Here is a 14766-nt window from a genome sequence, read left to right on the forward strand (position 1 = left end):
CATTAAAATTTTCGCTAATTAATTATTTAGTAAAAAGTAGCTCACGATATTTAGTTAGTGGCCAAAGCTCATCATCTACAAGCAATTCAAGCTTATCGCAATGGTAGCGAATTACCTGAAAATATGATTTTACATCGTCACAATAAGCAAAGGCTTTTTCTACTGTATCCTCAATTTTGTTTGCTTTTTTACGCGCGTCAATCATTTCGGTTATGCCCTTGTTTATTTTCGCAATGTGCTCGCTTATTTGTTCAATAAGTTGCATTTGCTCAGTAGCCAACTTTTTAAAGTCTGTTCCGTAAATATTTTTTAATCCTTGAACATTTTCAATTAAAATATTTTGATACTGAATAGCAGTTGGAATAACGTGGTTTCTCGCGATATCACCCAATATACGTCCCTCGATTTGGATACGCATTGCGTAATCTTCCATTTCAATTTCATAACGAGCCTCCAATTCTATTTTACTCATAATGCCAAGCCCTTCAAAAAGTGCGATGGATTTTTTAGAAACTTTCGCTTTTAATGCCTGTGGCGTTGTTTTGTGATTGCTTAAACCACGTTTTTTAGCTTCTTTTTCCCAAGCTTCTCCGTAACCATCACCTTCAAAACGAATTCTTTTAGAATCTTTTATATATTCCTTCAAAACATTAAAAATAGCATCATCCTTCTTCATTTTCTTATCCTTGATAAGAATGTCTACTTCTGTTTTAAAATCAATAAGTTGTCTTGCTACAATTGCATTAAGCACTGTCATTGGATTCGCGCAGTTTGCCGTAGAACCCACAGCACGAAATTCAAATTTATTACCAGTGAAAGCAAAAGGTGAAGTACGATTTCTATCTGTATTGTCTAATAAAATTTCTGGAATTTTACCAACCACATTTAATTTTAAGTCTGTTTTTTCCTGCGGTGATAATTTACCGCTAGTTACTTTTTCTAACTCATCTAAAACTTCAGTAAGTTGTGATCCAATAAATGCCGAAATAATTGCCGGCGGTGCTTCATTAGCGCCCAAACGGTGATCGTTACCCGCGCTTGCAATAGAAGCTCGAAGCAACTCTTCGTGATCATTAACCGCTTTGATAGTATTAATAAAGAAGGTTAAAAACTGAAGATTTTTCATTGGTGTGCTACCAGGACCTAAAAGGTTAACACCTGTATTAGTAGCTAAAGACCAGTTATTGTGTTTTCCACTTCCGTTTACATTTGCAAATGGTTTTTCATGGAATAAAACTTTAAAATTATGCTTTTCGGCTACTTTGTGCATCAAATCCATTAATAATGAATTGTGGTCTACCGCCAAATTGGTTTCCTCAAAAATAGGCGCCAATTCAAATTGGTTTGGAGCAACTTCATTATGTCGTGTTTTTACGGGAATACCCAAAAGCATACATTCGGTTTCCAAATGACGCATAAAATTCAACACTCTCGCAGGAATAGATCCAAAATAGTGATCGTCCAATTGTTGTCCTTTTGCTGAAGAATGCCCTAACAAGGTTCTTCCCGCCAAAGAAATATCTGGACGAGATGCCGCCAAAGCACTATCAACTAAAAAGTACTCTTGCTCCCAACCTAAAGTTGCATTTACCTTAGTAACGTTTTTATCAAAATACTTAGCCACCGCAGTTGCAGCGTTATCTATTGATAGCAACGCACGGAGTAATGGTGTTTTATAATCTAAAGCTTCGCCTGTATAGGAAACAAAAACCGTTGGAATACATAAAGTTGTACCATAAATAAACGCCGGTGAAGTTGGATCCCAAGCTGTATAACCACGAGCTTCAAATGTATTTCTGATTCCGCCATTTGGAAAACTTGACGCATCCGGTTCTTGCTGAACCAACTGACCACCTCCAAATTTTTCGATAGCCATGCCATTTTCCATCGTTTCAAAAAAGGCATCGTGTTTTTCTGCAGTTGCCCCAGTTAAAGGTTGAAACCAGTGTGTGTAATGCGTAGCACCTTTTGCAATAGACCATTCTTTCATACCTGTAGAAATATGGTCTGCAATGTGTCGCTCTATTTTGGAACCATTTTCAATGGCATCCATAACACTCTTAAAAGAATCTTTTGTTAGAAACTGCCGCATGGCACCTTCATTAAAAACGTTTTTTCCGAAGATCTCTGAACGTCTTTCTGGTTCTGAAACTGGTACGGGAACTCTATTAAAAGTTTCCTTAATGGCAAAAAATCTTAAAGTTGGCATGATTCTGTTTTATGGTTCGACGAGGCAAAAATAGAAAAAACACAGATACACCCCCTAAATTTTGGCAGTTAATTTGCAAAAATTAGTAAAATAGTTATGAACACCCCCTAATAAATTAGCGATAAACGATTTTGAAATTATTTTAAAATCGTCATTCCAATAAAAATAGCATAGGCTGCGAGCAAAAGAATGCCCCTTTTTCTACCAAGTTGGAATGCTTTAGGAAGAAATGCTAATGGTAGTAGAATTCCAGCAAATCCTATCATCCAGAAAATATCATTAGTAAGTACTTCTTCACTCTTAACTACTATAGGTTGAATTATTGCCGTAATACCCAAAACAGAACAAATATTGAAAATATTAGAGCCTATTAGGTTTCCGAGCGAAATAGCCTTCTCCTTTTTTAAGGCTGCAATAACCGAAGCTGCCAACTCTGGAATGCTTGTTCCAACAGCAATCATAGTTATGGCAATAACTCGTTCGCTTACGCCAAATTGTTCCGCTAAGGAAACTGCGCCACTCACCAAAAATTCACTACCTGCATAAAGTGAAACAGCTCCAATTATTAACCAAATGGTAATTTTAAAATTTGAAGTTTGAGATAGTCCATCGTCAATACTATCATCCACCGGCTCAGTGCTCCGCTGTCCTTTTGCTCTTTTGATTAAAATCCAGAGATATACAAAAAGCATCAGCAGCAATGCCACGCCTTCGGAATGACTTATTATTCTACCGCTTTTCAGAATAAAATAAAGCGCAATTGAAGCCACCATCATTACAGGCCAATTAAGTTTGTAAAAATCTTTATCTATTGCCAGTGGCGAAATAATTGCGGTTATACCAAGAACCAGCCCAATATTGGCAATATTTGAGCCTATTACATTACCAATAGAAATATCTGAAAATCCGTTGAGTGCAGCCTGCAAGCTGACCAACAGTTCTGGCGCCGAAGTAGCAAAAGATACTACCGTTAGCCCAATAACCATCTTGGAAAGATGTAGCTTGAATGAAAGCGCTACAGAAGATCGAACCAGAAATTCACCTCCAACAACTAATAAAACTAAACCTAAAAAAAGCATTAAATAATCCATCGAAAAATAATTGTTCGCGAAGATAGTAAATGCTAAAAAGAATCAATAGCATAATCAGTGCTAACCTGAATTATTACGATAATCTCATCATTAGTTTTTAACTTAAGTTTTTCAATAATATCAATTCAAAATGCTTAATTTCAAAATATATTTAAACTAAGATGAAAAAGAAGTTTTTTAAATTGCTTGCCAAAGCTAATAGTAAGGTACTGCCAAGTTTCACTAAAAGTGGTGTTGAACTTGAAAAGGCCTCCAAACTTCAAATGGCTGTGTTCGCCTATAAATTATGGGTTACTAAAAATGCCTTGGATTAATATTTTAAAAGAGATTTAACCGTCTGGCCTCGCAATTTATTAATGCCTTTTAAAAATTCAATTTCCAGCATAAAATTACACTGCACAACTACTCCACCTAAACTTTCAATTAAATTACAAGCTGCTTTTGCTGTGCCTCCGGTAGCCAAAACATCGTCGTGTAATAACACACGCTCACCTTTTTTTATGGCATCTTCGTGAATTTCAAGGGCATCCATTCCATACTCTAATTGGTACGGCTCCTTTAATGTATTGTAAGGAAGTTTCCCTGGTTTTCTGATTGGCACAAAACCAGCGTTAAGTTTTTGGGCTAAAAGAGTTCCGAAGAAAAACCCACGAGACTCTATAGCCACTACCTTATCAATTTTTTGATCACCAACCATTGCCAGAAGTTGTTCCACACAATTTTCCATTGCTTCGCTACTTGCAAGCAGCGGTGTAATGTCTTTAAAGTGAACACCAGCCTTAGGAAAATGTTCAATATTTCGAATATATTTTGATAAATCCATTTTTTTTCGAGTTTAATTTGTCTTGCAATTTAAAAAGAAATATATTTGCACCCGCTTAAAGCGAGAATTAAATGGCCTTGTGGCGCAACTGAATAGCGCACCTGATTACGGCTCAGGAGGTTCCAAGTTTGAATCTTGGCAAGGTCACTACACTAAAGCAACCACGTTCTAAAAAACGTGGTTTTTTTATGAAATAATTTTTATAACTATTGCAGATTTTTGAGTAATTTGGATACTTCAAATCCATTATTATGACCAAAATCGTAAAAGACGCTGATAACGAACAGGAAAGAGACTACATCTTTCAAGACAATAAAAAAACCCGCTTTGGAGCAGGTTTTATTATTACTGTTTTAATTATTCTTATAATCGCCGTAATATTTTCTGCAATATATTTTGATTGGTATTAAACAATTTCTGCGCTTAACCCAGCTTCTAAAAGCATACTACAGCGCGGTTTTAAATCATTAAACTCACCCGTTTTCACGGTGCATTTTCCTTTGTAATGTACAATAATGGAACACTGCTCAGCTTGTTCTGGCGTGTGTTCACAAGCAAATATAAGACTATTAATTACGTGGTCGAATGTATTTACTTCATCATTATAAAGTACAATTTCATTGAGGTTGCTCTCTTTTTCGGCAACCGCTACATCTTCTTGTATTTTTTCTTTAGTACTCAAAACGCGATACATGTTAATTCATTAATCCGGGATTCGAAAATTCGTTTTCACTAAATTACGAATTTTGCGGCAACCCATTTGTTTTTTTCTTTATTTTCAACGAAACTGAGTCCTAGATTATTGCAAGTTTCTGTAATAATCGGCAAATCTTCGTTATAAAACCCACTTAAATAAAGTTCGCCGCCTTTATCTAAACATTTTCTATAAGTCTCCATATCGTTCAAAAGAATATTTCTGTTGATATTGGCAATAATAACATCGTATTTTTTGTCGGAAAGCAAAGAAGCATCGCCCAAGAAAACAGAAATGCTTTTACAACTGTTTCTTTCAATGTTTTCCATGGAATTCTCAAAACACCATTCGTCAATATCTATTGCGTCTAATTTTGACGCCCCACGCATTTCTGCCAGAATTGCCAAAACAGCGGTTCCACAACCCATATCGAGCACAGTTTTTTCTTTAAAATCCCTCTCCAAAATAAATTGAAGCATCATAAAAGTAGTCTCATGGTGGCCCGTCCCAAAAGACATTTTTGGTTCGATAACTATTTCATACTCAAAATTTTTAGTTGGGTGAAATGGCGCGCGTACGGTACATTTTCCATCAACTTCAATTGCGTCGAAATTTTTCTCCCATTCAGAATTCCAGTTTACTTGTGCAATTTCAGAAGTAGTAAAATCGATTTCAAATTCTTCCGAATCCAAAATATTTATGTCTTCTAAAATATTTTCGTTCCATTCATCTTTCTGAATATATGCAGTAACGCCGTCTTCAGTTTCCACAAAACTTTCAAAGCCTGCGTAGCCTAATTCAGCAATCAGAATTTCGGTTCCAGGTTGAAGCGGACTTACTTTAAAAATGTATTCAATATATATATGTGACATTAAAAAGAATTTACAATTTTCATAAAACTATCTACTTTCAGCGACGCACCGCCAATTAACCCACCGTCAACGTCAGCTTGTCCAAAAATTTCGGCTGCATTATCGGGTTTTACGCTACCGCCGTACAAGATTGAAACCTTTTCGGCAATCTCTTTTGAATAGTTTTCGGCAATGGTTTTACGTATAAATTTATGCATTTCTTGAGCTTGCTCTGGGCTAGCAGTTTCGCCTGTGCCTATTGCCCAAACAGGTTCGTAGGCAACAATTATATTTTCCCAAGCGTCATCTGAAATATGAAAAAGTCCTTCAGTAAGCTGGGTTTTTATCAATTCAAAATGGTTGTTATTTTTTCGATCTTCCAATTCTTCACCGATACAAAAAATAGCTGTCATTTCATTTTCAAGTGCGGTATTTACCTTCTCGGCAAGCGTAGCACCATCTTCTTTAAAATAGGCCCGACGTTCGCTATGGCCCAAAATAACGGTGTTTGTACCTACACTTTTCAACATTTTAGCAGAGATTTCACCCGTAAAAGCACCATCATTACTTTGGTGCATATTCTGCGCGACAACCGTAACAGGATGCTCGCGCAAAGAATTGAACGCATGGTTCAAACTCGTAAAAGGCGGCGCTATCATTATTACTACATTTTCCGGATAAACTTGTTTTTTCAAGTCAACTAAAAACATTTCAGTTTCCGATAAATCGTAATTCATTTTCCAGTTTCCAGCTACTATTTTTTTTCTCATAATCATGCCCGTATTTCGACTACGCTCAATATAAACTTCAGCGAGTATCTTTTTAATATTAGTTATTCAATGCTTTTAATAAATTTTCGTCATTTGTTTCAATGGCTTTGTAAAGACTTATTTCGCCTTCGGGATTTACGATTATATATCTTGGAATCCAATCTAAATCTATGGAAGAGCAAAAGGCACCTTTCCAACCTGCGGGTATAAAATAATTTTCGCCCACCACGCCGTACTTTTCAATTCCATGTTTCCAACTTTCTATTTCTTTATCTAAAGAAAGAAACAAAAATACAATTTCGGGATTATCCTTTTGAAGCTTATGCAGCGCGGGCATTCCTTCAATACAATCTTTGCACCAAGTAGCCCAAATATCTATTAAAACGGTTTTGCCTTTATATTGTTGAAGTATTTCTGAAAAGCTGATTTCAGTGTTGTCTTCAGCTAGAAATTTCTCGCTCAACGCAGCTTCAGAAAACGTTTTTTGCTGCGCTTGTGCAAAGCTTACAAATAAAATAAATGTTATTGATAGTTTCATGAGTTTTGATTATTGGTACGTTGATACTGTTGCAAATTTATTGTTTTCTGACTGATGAATTGCACACGATAAATCCTGAGCCTACTGTCTACTAATTTTAGGATCCAGCCAACCGTAAATTATGTCTACAAAAATATTAATTATAATGAATAATGTGGCAATTACTATTACAGCGCCCATAATTACAGGTAAATCTAAGGTGTTTAATGCATTCACTATTTCCTTTCCCAAACCATTCCACCCGAAAATGTATTCCACAAAAACAGCACCTGCAAGCATACTTGCGAACCAACCTGAAATTGCAGTAACAACAGGATTTAGTGAGTTTTTAAGCGCGTGTTTTTTTATAATTTGATAATTGGATAACCCTTTTGCTTTTGCAGTGCGAATGTAATCTTGGTTCAAAACTTCGAGTAACGAATTACGCATCAACTGACTTACGACAGCCAACGGACGAATACCCAAAACGATAGCCGGAAGTATTAAATTTTTCCACTGAATGTGCTTGCCGTTTCCAAAATCGTCGACTGAGTAAAGGCTTCCGGTCATATTCAAATTTGTGTACTCGTGAAGTAAAAAACCGAAAATCCATGCAAAAATAATTGCACTGAAAAACGACGGAACACTCATCCCCAAGGTGCTAACTAATTGAATAAATTTATCTATAAATCCATCTTTGAAGAGCACCGAAATAATTCCGAGAAAAACCCCTATAATTATTGCAATAATAATTGCTGAAACTGCCAAAATAAATGTGTTCGGGAGAGTTTCAGCTATTACTGCGCTTACTTCTTTTCCATTCTTTTGAAAAGATTCGCGCAAGTACGGCGTTTTTAGAACTACGTTTGTATTTCCAACTGAAAATAATTCTGCGGCATTATATTTTCCCTTCGAAAGAAACGTATAATCGTCTGGGTTTGTACTGTGAAAAGAAATAGGCAACAGATCGTTTAAATACCGGACATATTGTATTGAAACGGGCTGATCAAAACCATACTTCTTTTTTACAATTGCAAGCTGTTCTGCAGTTTCGTTTTGCCCCAACATCATTCGTGCGGGGTCGCCGGGAAGTATTGTAAATAAAAGAAAAATAACAGTTACAACCCCAAACAAAGTAAGCAATGCATAACCCAATTTTTGAAGTATGTAAACTGCCACTTTATTGTTGGTTTATTTGTTCCATTGTACGTGGCTCGTATTGAAAATCTTTACCAAAAAGTATTTTTGAATATGCTTCAATAGTTTCGTCAAAACCCGCTGCTTTTCTTCTTTGATTTACATTTTCTGGATTCGCGATTGGCCAAATAAAAGAACCACGAGCATCGTCATAACTCATTCCTTGAGTACCGTAAATTTGTGGCTTCCCCTCCATCATTAAATAGCGATCTTCCATCATTGCTGCAGAAGTTTTAGGTATTTCTCCAGCGTCAGCGGCTTTCTTTACCAATGGCAAATAAAGCGGAATTTTATCGGGGTTGTGCTGTAAAACATTCCACGCCACAAGACTCGATTCTTCACCCACCACAGATTTTCCGGGATATCCTTTTTCAATAAAATATTTTTCAACAAAAAGCATGTTTACACTATCCAAAACGCTTTGCATATTTGCCAAATCGCCGCTGTATTCAGCTTCAGTAAGACCCATTTTTTCACCCAACTTTTTACGTTCTTCCAAAGACTGAGCTTGCATTAATAGTCGGTATCGCTGGTCTAGCATTCCAATACTGTCCAATCGTTGTTTTAAGGAAAGGTCTAATTTTAAACTTGCACTTTTCACAGTTGGAAGTTGCAGCTTTGAGGTATCATTCCAGTGAAGTTTTTGTTTGATTGTTCCGTTGTCCAGTTCCAAAATTCCTGGATTACTTCGCACAATCGTTTTCAGCGTAGTTTCGTCACAGAAATAAAACTTGAAGTTCAGTTTATACTGTTCCACCAGCGCTTCTGTCATTTCTTGCGAAGAGGCTGAAAGACCTATTACATTATAACCATTTTCCAAAGCCTTATCTGTAATTTCCTTAATTGGAATATAACCGTCTTTCTCCGTATTTCCCAGGCTATATGCTATAATAACCACGAGATTTTCTTCTTCTAAAAATTGCGTGGTATAATCCTCACCGTCGCGTTCCATTGTGAAATCGTGGATTGGCGGTGTGTAGCCTTCCTGAATCATTTCAGTCTCGGTATTAATTAGCTCCCCATCAACTTGCGGATATTCGCCATTAGTAGTTATCACCTTTTCTTCGCCATTAATATTAAAAGTCCACTTGTATTCATAAATAGGTCCGGGTGCATTCTCTGGAACAGCCATTCCCTCTCTGATGTTTGCCCCAATTTTATACGGACGAAAATCTATAATTGGCAGGTGTAGCAGCACGTAATAAGTTATTCCAAGGCAAGCCACAAATGATGCGAAAATTAAAATACTGCGCGTTCCTTTTGTAAAAAAGGGCTGGATATATTTTTGTCCCACAAAAAGAATTAAAATCAAAACCAGCAATACAATGTCTTTGCTGAAAGATTCCCAAGGCGTTAGTTTTATTGCATCGCCAAAGCAACCGCAATCTGTTACTTTATTAAAATATGCCGAATAGAAAGTCAGGAATGTGAAAAACACTATCATTAGCAATAACGCCCAAAGTGTAAACTTTTTTAAATAGCCCAAAAGCAGCGCAACACCTAGCAATACTTCAAAAATTACAACGAAAATTGCAATCAATAATGCGTACGGCACAAGAAAATTAAGATCTAAAACTTCGGGGGCGAAGTAATCTTTTAGTTTAAATGAAAACCCAACGGGATCGTTCAGTTTTATCAATCCACTAATTATAAAAAGTGCTCCAACTATAATTCTAGATATTCCTACTATTATTTTCATACGTACTATTTATATTCTGCAAGCTATTTCCGTCTCAGTGGGTATCTCGCAAGTATTATCATTATTTTATTTTAACACCTACAAGGTTTTGAAAACCTTGCAGGAAGTCTTGGAAAATTTATCGGTCAAGACTTTCTTTACTCTTTATTCTTTCCTCTTTTTTCTTCCTTCTCTTTACTTTCTTCCAAATGAATTAGCGCAAAAACAGCATAATTAACCATATCTTGATAATTTGCATCAATGCCTTCAGACACTAACGTTTTCCCGCTATTATTTTCAATTTGCTTTACACGAAGCAATTTTTGAAGAATCAAATCTGTAAGCGAACTCACTCGCATATCTCGCCAAGCCTCGCCGTAATCGTGATTCTTATTCAGCATTAATTGCTTGGTTGCAGCAACATGTTCATCGTAAAGTTGGGTAGCAACTTCCAAAGAAAAATCTGGCTGCTCCACAACTCCTTTTTCAAGTTGAATGAGGGCCATGATAGAATAATTTACAATCCCAATAAACTCACTAGTTTCGTCCTCTTCAATTTTTTGCTGCGCATTTTGTTGCAAACCTCGAATACGTTGTGCTTTAATAAAAATTTGGTCTGTCAACGAAGGAAGCCTAAGAATTCGCCACGCACTACCGTAGTCGTGCATTTTGTTGATAAACAGCGTCCTGCATTTTTCTATCTGGTCGTTGTATTGATTTGAAGTATCCGCCATTACTGAATTGTAAGATTTTGCGTAAATTTCGCTTAAATAGTTCGAAGTTCAAAGTTGAAAGTTGAAAGTTATTCGCCAAATGGCACATTGACTAAAAGTTTTTGAATTTTGAAAGCGATAAAAAAATTAAAAAATTGCAGACCCTTAATTGCCGCGGCAAACTCATAGATCTCTCCGAACCCAAAGTGATGGGCATAATCAACGTTACACCAGATTCGTTTTACGACGGCGGAAAAACGTTTTCAGAAAACGAAATTTTGAAGCAAGCCGAAAAAATGCTTTCGGACGGTGCTACGTTTTTAGATATTGGCGGATACAGCACACGCCCAAATGCCGAAGAAATTTCTGAAAAAGAAGAAATTGAAAGAGTTGTAAAAGGAATAGAAATTATTTTGAATGAATTTCCGGAAGCTTTAATCTCTGTGGACACATTTAGAAGTGAGGTTGCAAAGAGCGGAATTGAAGCTGGAGCCGCAATTGTAAACGATGTTTCTGGCGGAACTTTAGATACAGAAATGTATAAAACCGTTGCTAAATTAAAGGTTCCGTACATTTTGATGCATATGCGGGGCACCCCAAAAACAATGACAAAATTAACCGATTACAAAAATGTAACAGTTGAAGTAATAAAGGATTTATCTGAAAAGATCGCTCTCGCCCGAGCCGAAGGAATAAACGATATTATCGCCGATCCTGGATTCGGATTTGCAAAAACCCGAGAACAAAGTTTTCAGCTTTTGAATAATTTAGAACTTTTTAAAACCTTGGGAGTTCCTATTTTAGCGGGAGTTTCTCGGAAATCGATGATTTATAAAACCTTAGATACTTCAGCAGAAAATGCTTTAAACGGAACAACCTCATTAAATACAATTGCACTTTTAAAAAGTGCTTCAATTTTAAGAGTGCACGATGTAAAGGAGGCTGTAGAATGTGTGAAATTGCTACAAATTCTTCAAAATTAATTTTAAGTCCATAATATAGTTTTCATAATAATCGCAGCAAATAGTATAAGAAAAAACAATACCGACAACAGTTTCAATAGAATCATTTTTTAATTTACTTTTACAAAAAACACACCTCCTTGGATTTTCTCGACATTCGAATTATTGATATTGTAGACATTGTGCTGGTAGCATTCCTGCTTTACTATCTCTATAATTTGGTAAAAGGCACAGTGGCCATCAATATTTTGGTCGGAATAATTATTGTTTACACCTTTTACGTTTTTACGCAATTGTTAGAAATGGAACTTTTAAGTAAGATTCTCGGTGGCTTTTTGGGCGTTGGAATGTTTGCCTTGGTAGTTGTTTTTCAACCTGAAATTAGGAAATTCCTTTTAATGTTGGGCTCCACGAATTTCAATGCGCGACGCAGATTTTTAAAGCAGTTTAAATTTTCCGGAAATGATAAAACTCTTCAAATAAATGTAGACGGAATAATAGCTGCTTGTAAAAGAATGTCTAGCACAAATACCGGCGCACTTATCGTTCTGCAACGCAATAATAGCCTTGATTTTGTGAAAACTACGGGAGATGAAATGAATCTTGAAGTTAATCAACCTATTATTGAAAGTGTCTTCTTTAAAAATAGTCCGTTGCACGATGGCGCAATGATTATTGAAGAAAATAGAATTACAGCAACACGCGTTATTTTACCAGTTTCAAACGACAAAAAGATACCATTACGGTTCGGACTTAGGCACCGTGCAGCCGTTGGAATTACAGAAAAAACAGATGCGGTTTGTTTGGTAGTTTCAGAAGAAAACGGCCAGATTTCTTATCTAAAAGATGGCGATTTTGTGCTTTACGATAATATTGAAGAGCTAACGAAAATTCTGAAAAAGGATTTAAGTTAAATCACACCTACAGGCCATCTCGATATTTTATCAAGCCAAATACCTCAATTATTTCATCATTCGGCTTAACGAGATAAATAATTGTATATCCCTTAAAAATCAAATCTCGAATATTTTCATTTTCAAAATGTATTGAGCGTCTATTCTTAAAAGGATATTTTTTTAAATCTTTAAGCAAGACAATCACGTCTTTTTTAAACTTTCTGGCTGCTCTAGGTTTATCTCTGGCTATAAAAGCTACTTGCTCGTTCAAATCAAAATTAAAGCTTTCAAGAACCTTAATTTTCATATTTTAAAATGGTTTTTTCTAAATTGGCATCTAATTCTTCTAAGGAAATAAATTTAGCATCTTTTGAATTTAGCTCATCAAATCTATTTCTCAACCTCTGAATATCTTCTGTTTCTTCAACAACAATCTGTAAATCTTCAGACTTAAATTGCTTTAATATCTCCAAAATTTGGCCTAGAATTTCTTTATTTACTTTAAGCTTTAATGTTTCCATAACGAAAGTTATTTATCAAATGTAGGGAAAATACCGTATTAAAAGATGATTTAGACTTTTCAAATTGTCTCTTCTGCCATAAACTGAACTTCATAAAGATTTCTATAAAACCCATTATCAAGTTTTAGCAATTCTTTATGCGTGCCTTCTTCCATAATTCTTCCAGCATCCATCACAATAATTTTATCAGCTTTTTTAATAGTTGCCAAACGGTGGGCAATTACAATTGAAGTACGACCTTTTGTGATTTTGTCTGTCGCGGTCTGTATTAATTCTTCTGAATATGTATCTACGGAAGACGTAGCTTCATCTAAAATTAAAATACTAGGTTTACTAACATAGGCACGCAAAAATGAAACTAGCTGTCGCTGCCCAGAAGAAAGCATACTTCCGCGTTCCTTCACATTATAATGATAGCCTCCGGGGAGTGATTCAATAAATTTATCGACGCCTATTTCTTTTGCTGCCGCAACCACCTCTTCTTCAGTAATATCTGGATTTCCGAGTGTAATATTATTCAAGATAGTATCGGCAAATAGAAATACATCTTGTAACACGACTGCTATTTGATTTCGAAGTGATGCCAGTTTATAATCCTTTATAGAAATATCGTCAATCGTGATTTCGCCGCTGTTAATTTCGTAAAAACGATTTAGTAGATTGATAATTGTACTTTTTCCGGCACCCGTAGCGCCAACAATAGCAACGGTTTCACCTGGATTTGCTCTAAAGGAAATTTCTTTAATTACTTCTTCGTCTTCATTATAACCAAAAGAGACATTTTTAAATTCAATTTCACCCTTAGTACTTTTATACTCTACCGTACCCGTATCTGCTATATGCGATTTGGTATCGAGAATTCCAAACACACGATTGGCAGCAACCATACCCATTTGCAGTGTATTGAACTTATCTGCAATCTGACGAAGTGGTCTGAAAAGCATTTCGGAATATTGAATAAATGCAACAACAAGACCTAAAGTTACCGCTCCCCCGCTAATTACATTTAAACCACCGTACCAAACTACCAAACCAGTAGCCACAGCACCCGCCGTTTCTGCAATAGGAAAGAATATAGAGTTATACCAAACTGTCTTTATCCAAGCTTTTCTGTGACTCTTATTTATTTCCTGAAAACGCTCGTATTCGGTTTTTTCGCGAGTGAATATTTGCACTATTTTCATTCCAGTAATACGTTCCTGCACAAACGTATTTAAGTTGGCTAATTGGTTACGCACGTCTTCAAAAGCCACTTTCATTGCTTTTTGAAATACGCGAGTTGCATACAAAATGAACGGCAAAACAATAAAAGCTATAAGCGACAACTTCCAACTTTGATAAAGCATAAAACCAGCGATAACAAGCATTTTTAGAAGATCACTAATTATCATAAATAAACCTTCACTAAAAATACTGGAAATAGTTTCTACATCATTTACGGCTCGGGTTGTCAATCTTCCGACGGCGCTTTTATCGAAATATTTCATTTTGAAACTCATCATCAATCGGAAGAGTTGTTGGCGCATATCTCGAATTACACTCTGACCTAAATAATTGGTGTAAAATATAAAGGCGAATTGAAAAATTACCTCTAAAAAAAGAACTACCACCATTAAGATGATATATTTCATAAACCCTTCCCCGTCTTTGGGAACCATAGAATTATCAATGGCTAATTCTAGTAAATAAGGACGCAACACCGCCAGCCCAGACATAATGACCGCGGCAAATGCTACAAAATAAAATATTAAGCTATACGGCTTGGTAAAAGCCAGTAAGCGCTTAAAAAGCTTAAAATCGAATGCGTTGCCTGTATTTTCTGACACTGTAATTTATTAATTCGT

Annotated in this window: 17 protein-coding genes and 1 tRNA gene; 5 read left to right on the plus strand and 13 right to left on the minus strand. The window is 35.9% G+C overall.

Annotation, left to right across the window (positions count from 1 at the left end; all coding sequences use genetic code 11):
* Window positions 1–22: 22 nt before the first annotated feature.
* Both AC3RVG_RS12540 and AC3RVG_RS12545 read right to left on the minus strand, forming a co-directional pair.
* Window positions 23–2209, minus strand: a complete 2187-nt coding sequence (locus tag AC3RVG_RS12540) for a glutamine synthetase III family protein (RefSeq protein WP_489691810.1) — start codon at window positions 2207–2209, stop codon at window positions 23–25.
* Between the two features lie 137 nt (window positions 2210–2346).
* Window positions 2347–3300 carry a calcium/sodium antiporter gene (locus AC3RVG_RS12545; RefSeq protein WP_489691811.1) on the minus strand — a complete coding sequence of 318 codons (954 nt, stop codon included), beginning with the start codon at window positions 3298–3300 and terminating at the stop codon, window positions 2347–2349.
* Between the two features lie 161 nt (window positions 3301–3461).
* Here AC3RVG_RS12545 and AC3RVG_RS12550 point away from each other — a divergent pair, with 161 nt between their 5' ends.
* Window positions 3462–3614 (plus strand): SsrA-binding protein, encoded by a 153-nt coding sequence (locus AC3RVG_RS12550; RefSeq protein WP_489691812.1) that lies wholly within the window; start codon window positions 3462–3464, stop codon window positions 3612–3614.
* On the opposite strand, the gene AC3RVG_RS12555 is transcribed toward AC3RVG_RS12550, so the two are convergent.
* Window positions 3611–4123: an adenine phosphoribosyltransferase gene (locus AC3RVG_RS12555; RefSeq protein ID WP_489691813.1), complete on the minus strand. Its 513-nt coding sequence runs from the start codon at window positions 4121–4123 to the stop codon at window positions 3611–3613. The genes AC3RVG_RS12550 and AC3RVG_RS12555 overlap by 4 nt on opposite strands.
* Before the next feature lie 73 nt (window positions 4124–4196).
* Between AC3RVG_RS12555 and AC3RVG_RS12560 the strand changes: the two genes are divergently transcribed.
* Together AC3RVG_RS12560 and AC3RVG_RS12565 are read left to right on the plus strand one after the other, a co-directional pair.
* Window positions 4197–4270, plus strand: a tRNA-Arg gene (locus AC3RVG_RS12560).
* Window positions 4271–4374: 104 nt separating this feature from the next.
* Window positions 4375–4533 (plus strand): hypothetical protein, encoded by a 159-nt coding sequence (locus tag AC3RVG_RS12565; protein WP_489691814.1) that lies wholly within the window; start codon window positions 4375–4377, stop codon window positions 4531–4533.
* Here AC3RVG_RS12565 and AC3RVG_RS12570 read toward each other — a convergent pair.
* The 7 genes from AC3RVG_RS12570 to AC3RVG_RS12600 all read right to left on the minus strand — a co-directional run bounded on the left by AC3RVG_RS12570 (window position 4530) and on the right by AC3RVG_RS12600 (window position 10564).
* Window positions 4530–4805: an ATP-dependent Clp protease adaptor ClpS gene (locus AC3RVG_RS12570; RefSeq protein ID WP_489691815.1), complete on the minus strand. Its 276-nt coding sequence runs from the start codon at window positions 4803–4805 to the stop codon at window positions 4530–4532. The two genes, AC3RVG_RS12565 and AC3RVG_RS12570, sit on opposite strands and share 4 nt — an antisense overlap.
* A gap of 50 nt (window positions 4806–4855) precedes the next feature.
* Window positions 4856–5689 (minus strand): 50S ribosomal protein L11 methyltransferase, encoded by an 834-nt coding sequence (prmA, locus tag AC3RVG_RS12575; RefSeq protein ID WP_489691816.1) that lies wholly within the window; start codon window positions 5687–5689, stop codon window positions 4856–4858.
* Complete coding sequence (gene tpiA / locus AC3RVG_RS12580; protein WP_489691817.1) at window positions 5689–6438, minus strand: triose-phosphate isomerase; 750 nt, start codon at window positions 6436–6438, stop codon at window positions 5689–5691. Before tpiA ends, prmA begins: the two co-directional genes overlap by 1 nt.
* 58 nt (window positions 6439–6496) lie before the next feature.
* Window positions 6497–6976 carry a TlpA family protein disulfide reductase gene (locus tag AC3RVG_RS12585; protein WP_489691818.1) on the minus strand — a complete coding sequence of 160 codons (480 nt, stop codon included), beginning with the start codon at window positions 6974–6976 and terminating at the stop codon, window positions 6497–6499.
* A gap of 81 nt (window positions 6977–7057) precedes the next feature.
* Complete coding sequence (locus AC3RVG_RS12590; RefSeq protein WP_489691819.1) at window positions 7058–8134, minus strand: ABC transporter permease; 1077 nt, start codon at window positions 8132–8134, stop codon at window positions 7058–7060.
* A 1-nt stretch (window position 8135) separates the two neighbouring features.
* Window positions 8136–9851: a BT_3928 family protein gene (locus tag AC3RVG_RS12595; protein ID WP_489691820.1), complete on the minus strand. Its 1716-nt coding sequence runs from the start codon at window positions 9849–9851 to the stop codon at window positions 8136–8138.
* A gap of 137 nt (window positions 9852–9988) precedes the next feature.
* Entirely contained in the window at window positions 9989–10564 is a 576-nt protein-coding gene (locus tag AC3RVG_RS12600) for a DUF1599 domain-containing protein (protein ID WP_489691821.1), read from the minus strand.
* 134 nt (window positions 10565–10698) lie between these two features.
* Between AC3RVG_RS12600 and folP the strand changes: the two genes are divergently transcribed.
* Both folP and AC3RVG_RS12610 read left to right on the plus strand, forming a co-directional pair.
* Window positions 10699–11526 carry a dihydropteroate synthase gene (gene folP / locus AC3RVG_RS12605; protein ID WP_489691822.1) on the plus strand — a complete coding sequence of 276 codons (828 nt, stop codon included), beginning with the start codon at window positions 10699–10701 and terminating at the stop codon, window positions 11524–11526.
* A 119-nt stretch (window positions 11527–11645) separates the two neighbouring features.
* Window positions 11646–12419, plus strand: a complete 774-nt coding sequence (locus tag AC3RVG_RS12610; RefSeq protein WP_489691823.1) for a diadenylate cyclase — start codon at window positions 11646–11648, stop codon at window positions 12417–12419.
* Between the two features lie 7 nt (window positions 12420–12426).
* On the opposite strand, the gene AC3RVG_RS12615 is transcribed toward AC3RVG_RS12610, so the two are convergent.
* Genes AC3RVG_RS12615 through AC3RVG_RS12625 form a run of 3 tightly spaced genes read right to left on the minus strand, consistent with a single transcriptional unit; the run spans window position 12427 to window position 14748 of the window.
* A complete protein-coding gene (locus AC3RVG_RS12615; protein WP_489691824.1) occupies window positions 12427–12708 on the minus strand; it encodes a type II toxin-antitoxin system RelE/ParE family toxin in 282 nt (93 codons plus the stop codon).
* Window positions 12698–12922, minus strand: coding sequence for a hypothetical protein (locus AC3RVG_RS12620; RefSeq protein WP_489691825.1), 225 nt, complete (start codon window positions 12920–12922; stop codon window positions 12698–12700). Before AC3RVG_RS12620 ends, AC3RVG_RS12615 begins: the two co-directional genes overlap by 11 nt.
* A 59-nt stretch (window positions 12923–12981) precedes the next feature.
* Complete coding sequence (locus tag AC3RVG_RS12625) at window positions 12982–14748, minus strand: ABC transporter ATP-binding protein (RefSeq protein WP_489691826.1); 1767 nt, start codon at window positions 14746–14748, stop codon at window positions 12982–12984.
* Window positions 14749–14766: the final 18 nt, after the last annotated feature.

The organism is Aequorivita sp. IT1282 (assembly GCF_058068205.1).

Coding starts and splice junctions, on each gene's coding strand:
- AC3RVG_RS12540 (WP_489691810.1), bottom strand. CDS start 2,209: ATGCCAACTTTAAGATTTTTTGCCATTAAGGAAACTTTTAATAGAGTT.
- AC3RVG_RS12545 (WP_489691811.1), bottom strand. CDS start 3,300: ATGGATTATTTAATGCTTTTTTTAGGTTTAGTTTTATTAGTTGTTGGA.
- AC3RVG_RS12550 (WP_489691812.1), top strand. CDS start 3,462: ATGAAAAAGAAGTTTTTTAAATTGCTTGCCAAAGCTAATAGTAAGGTA.
- AC3RVG_RS12555 (WP_489691813.1), bottom strand. CDS start 4,123: ATGGATTTATCAAAATATATTCGAAATATTGAACATTTTCCTAAGGCT.
- AC3RVG_RS12565 (WP_489691814.1), top strand. CDS start 4,375: ATGACCAAAATCGTAAAAGACGCTGATAACGAACAGGAAAGAGACTAC.
- prmA (WP_489691816.1), bottom strand. CDS start 5,689: ATGTCACATATATATATTGAATACATTTTTAAAGTAAGTCCGCTTCAA.
- tpiA (WP_489691817.1), bottom strand. CDS start 6,438: ATGAGAAAAAAAATAGTAGCTGGAAACTGGAAAATGAATTACGATTTA.
- AC3RVG_RS12585 (WP_489691818.1), bottom strand. CDS start 6,976: ATGAAACTATCAATAACATTTATTTTATTTGTAAGCTTTGCACAAGCG.
- AC3RVG_RS12595 (WP_489691820.1), bottom strand. CDS start 9,851: ATGAAAATAATAGTAGGAATATCTAGAATTATAGTTGGAGCACTTTTT.
- AC3RVG_RS12600 (WP_489691821.1), bottom strand. CDS start 10,564: ATGGCGGATACTTCAAATCAATACAACGACCAGATAGAAAAATGCAGG.
- AC3RVG_RS12615 (WP_489691824.1), bottom strand. CDS start 12,708: ATGAAAATTAAGGTTCTTGAAAGCTTTAATTTTGATTTGAACGAGCAA.
- AC3RVG_RS12620 (WP_489691825.1), bottom strand. CDS start 12,922: ATGGAAACATTAAAGCTTAAAGTAAATAAAGAAATTCTAGGCCAAATT.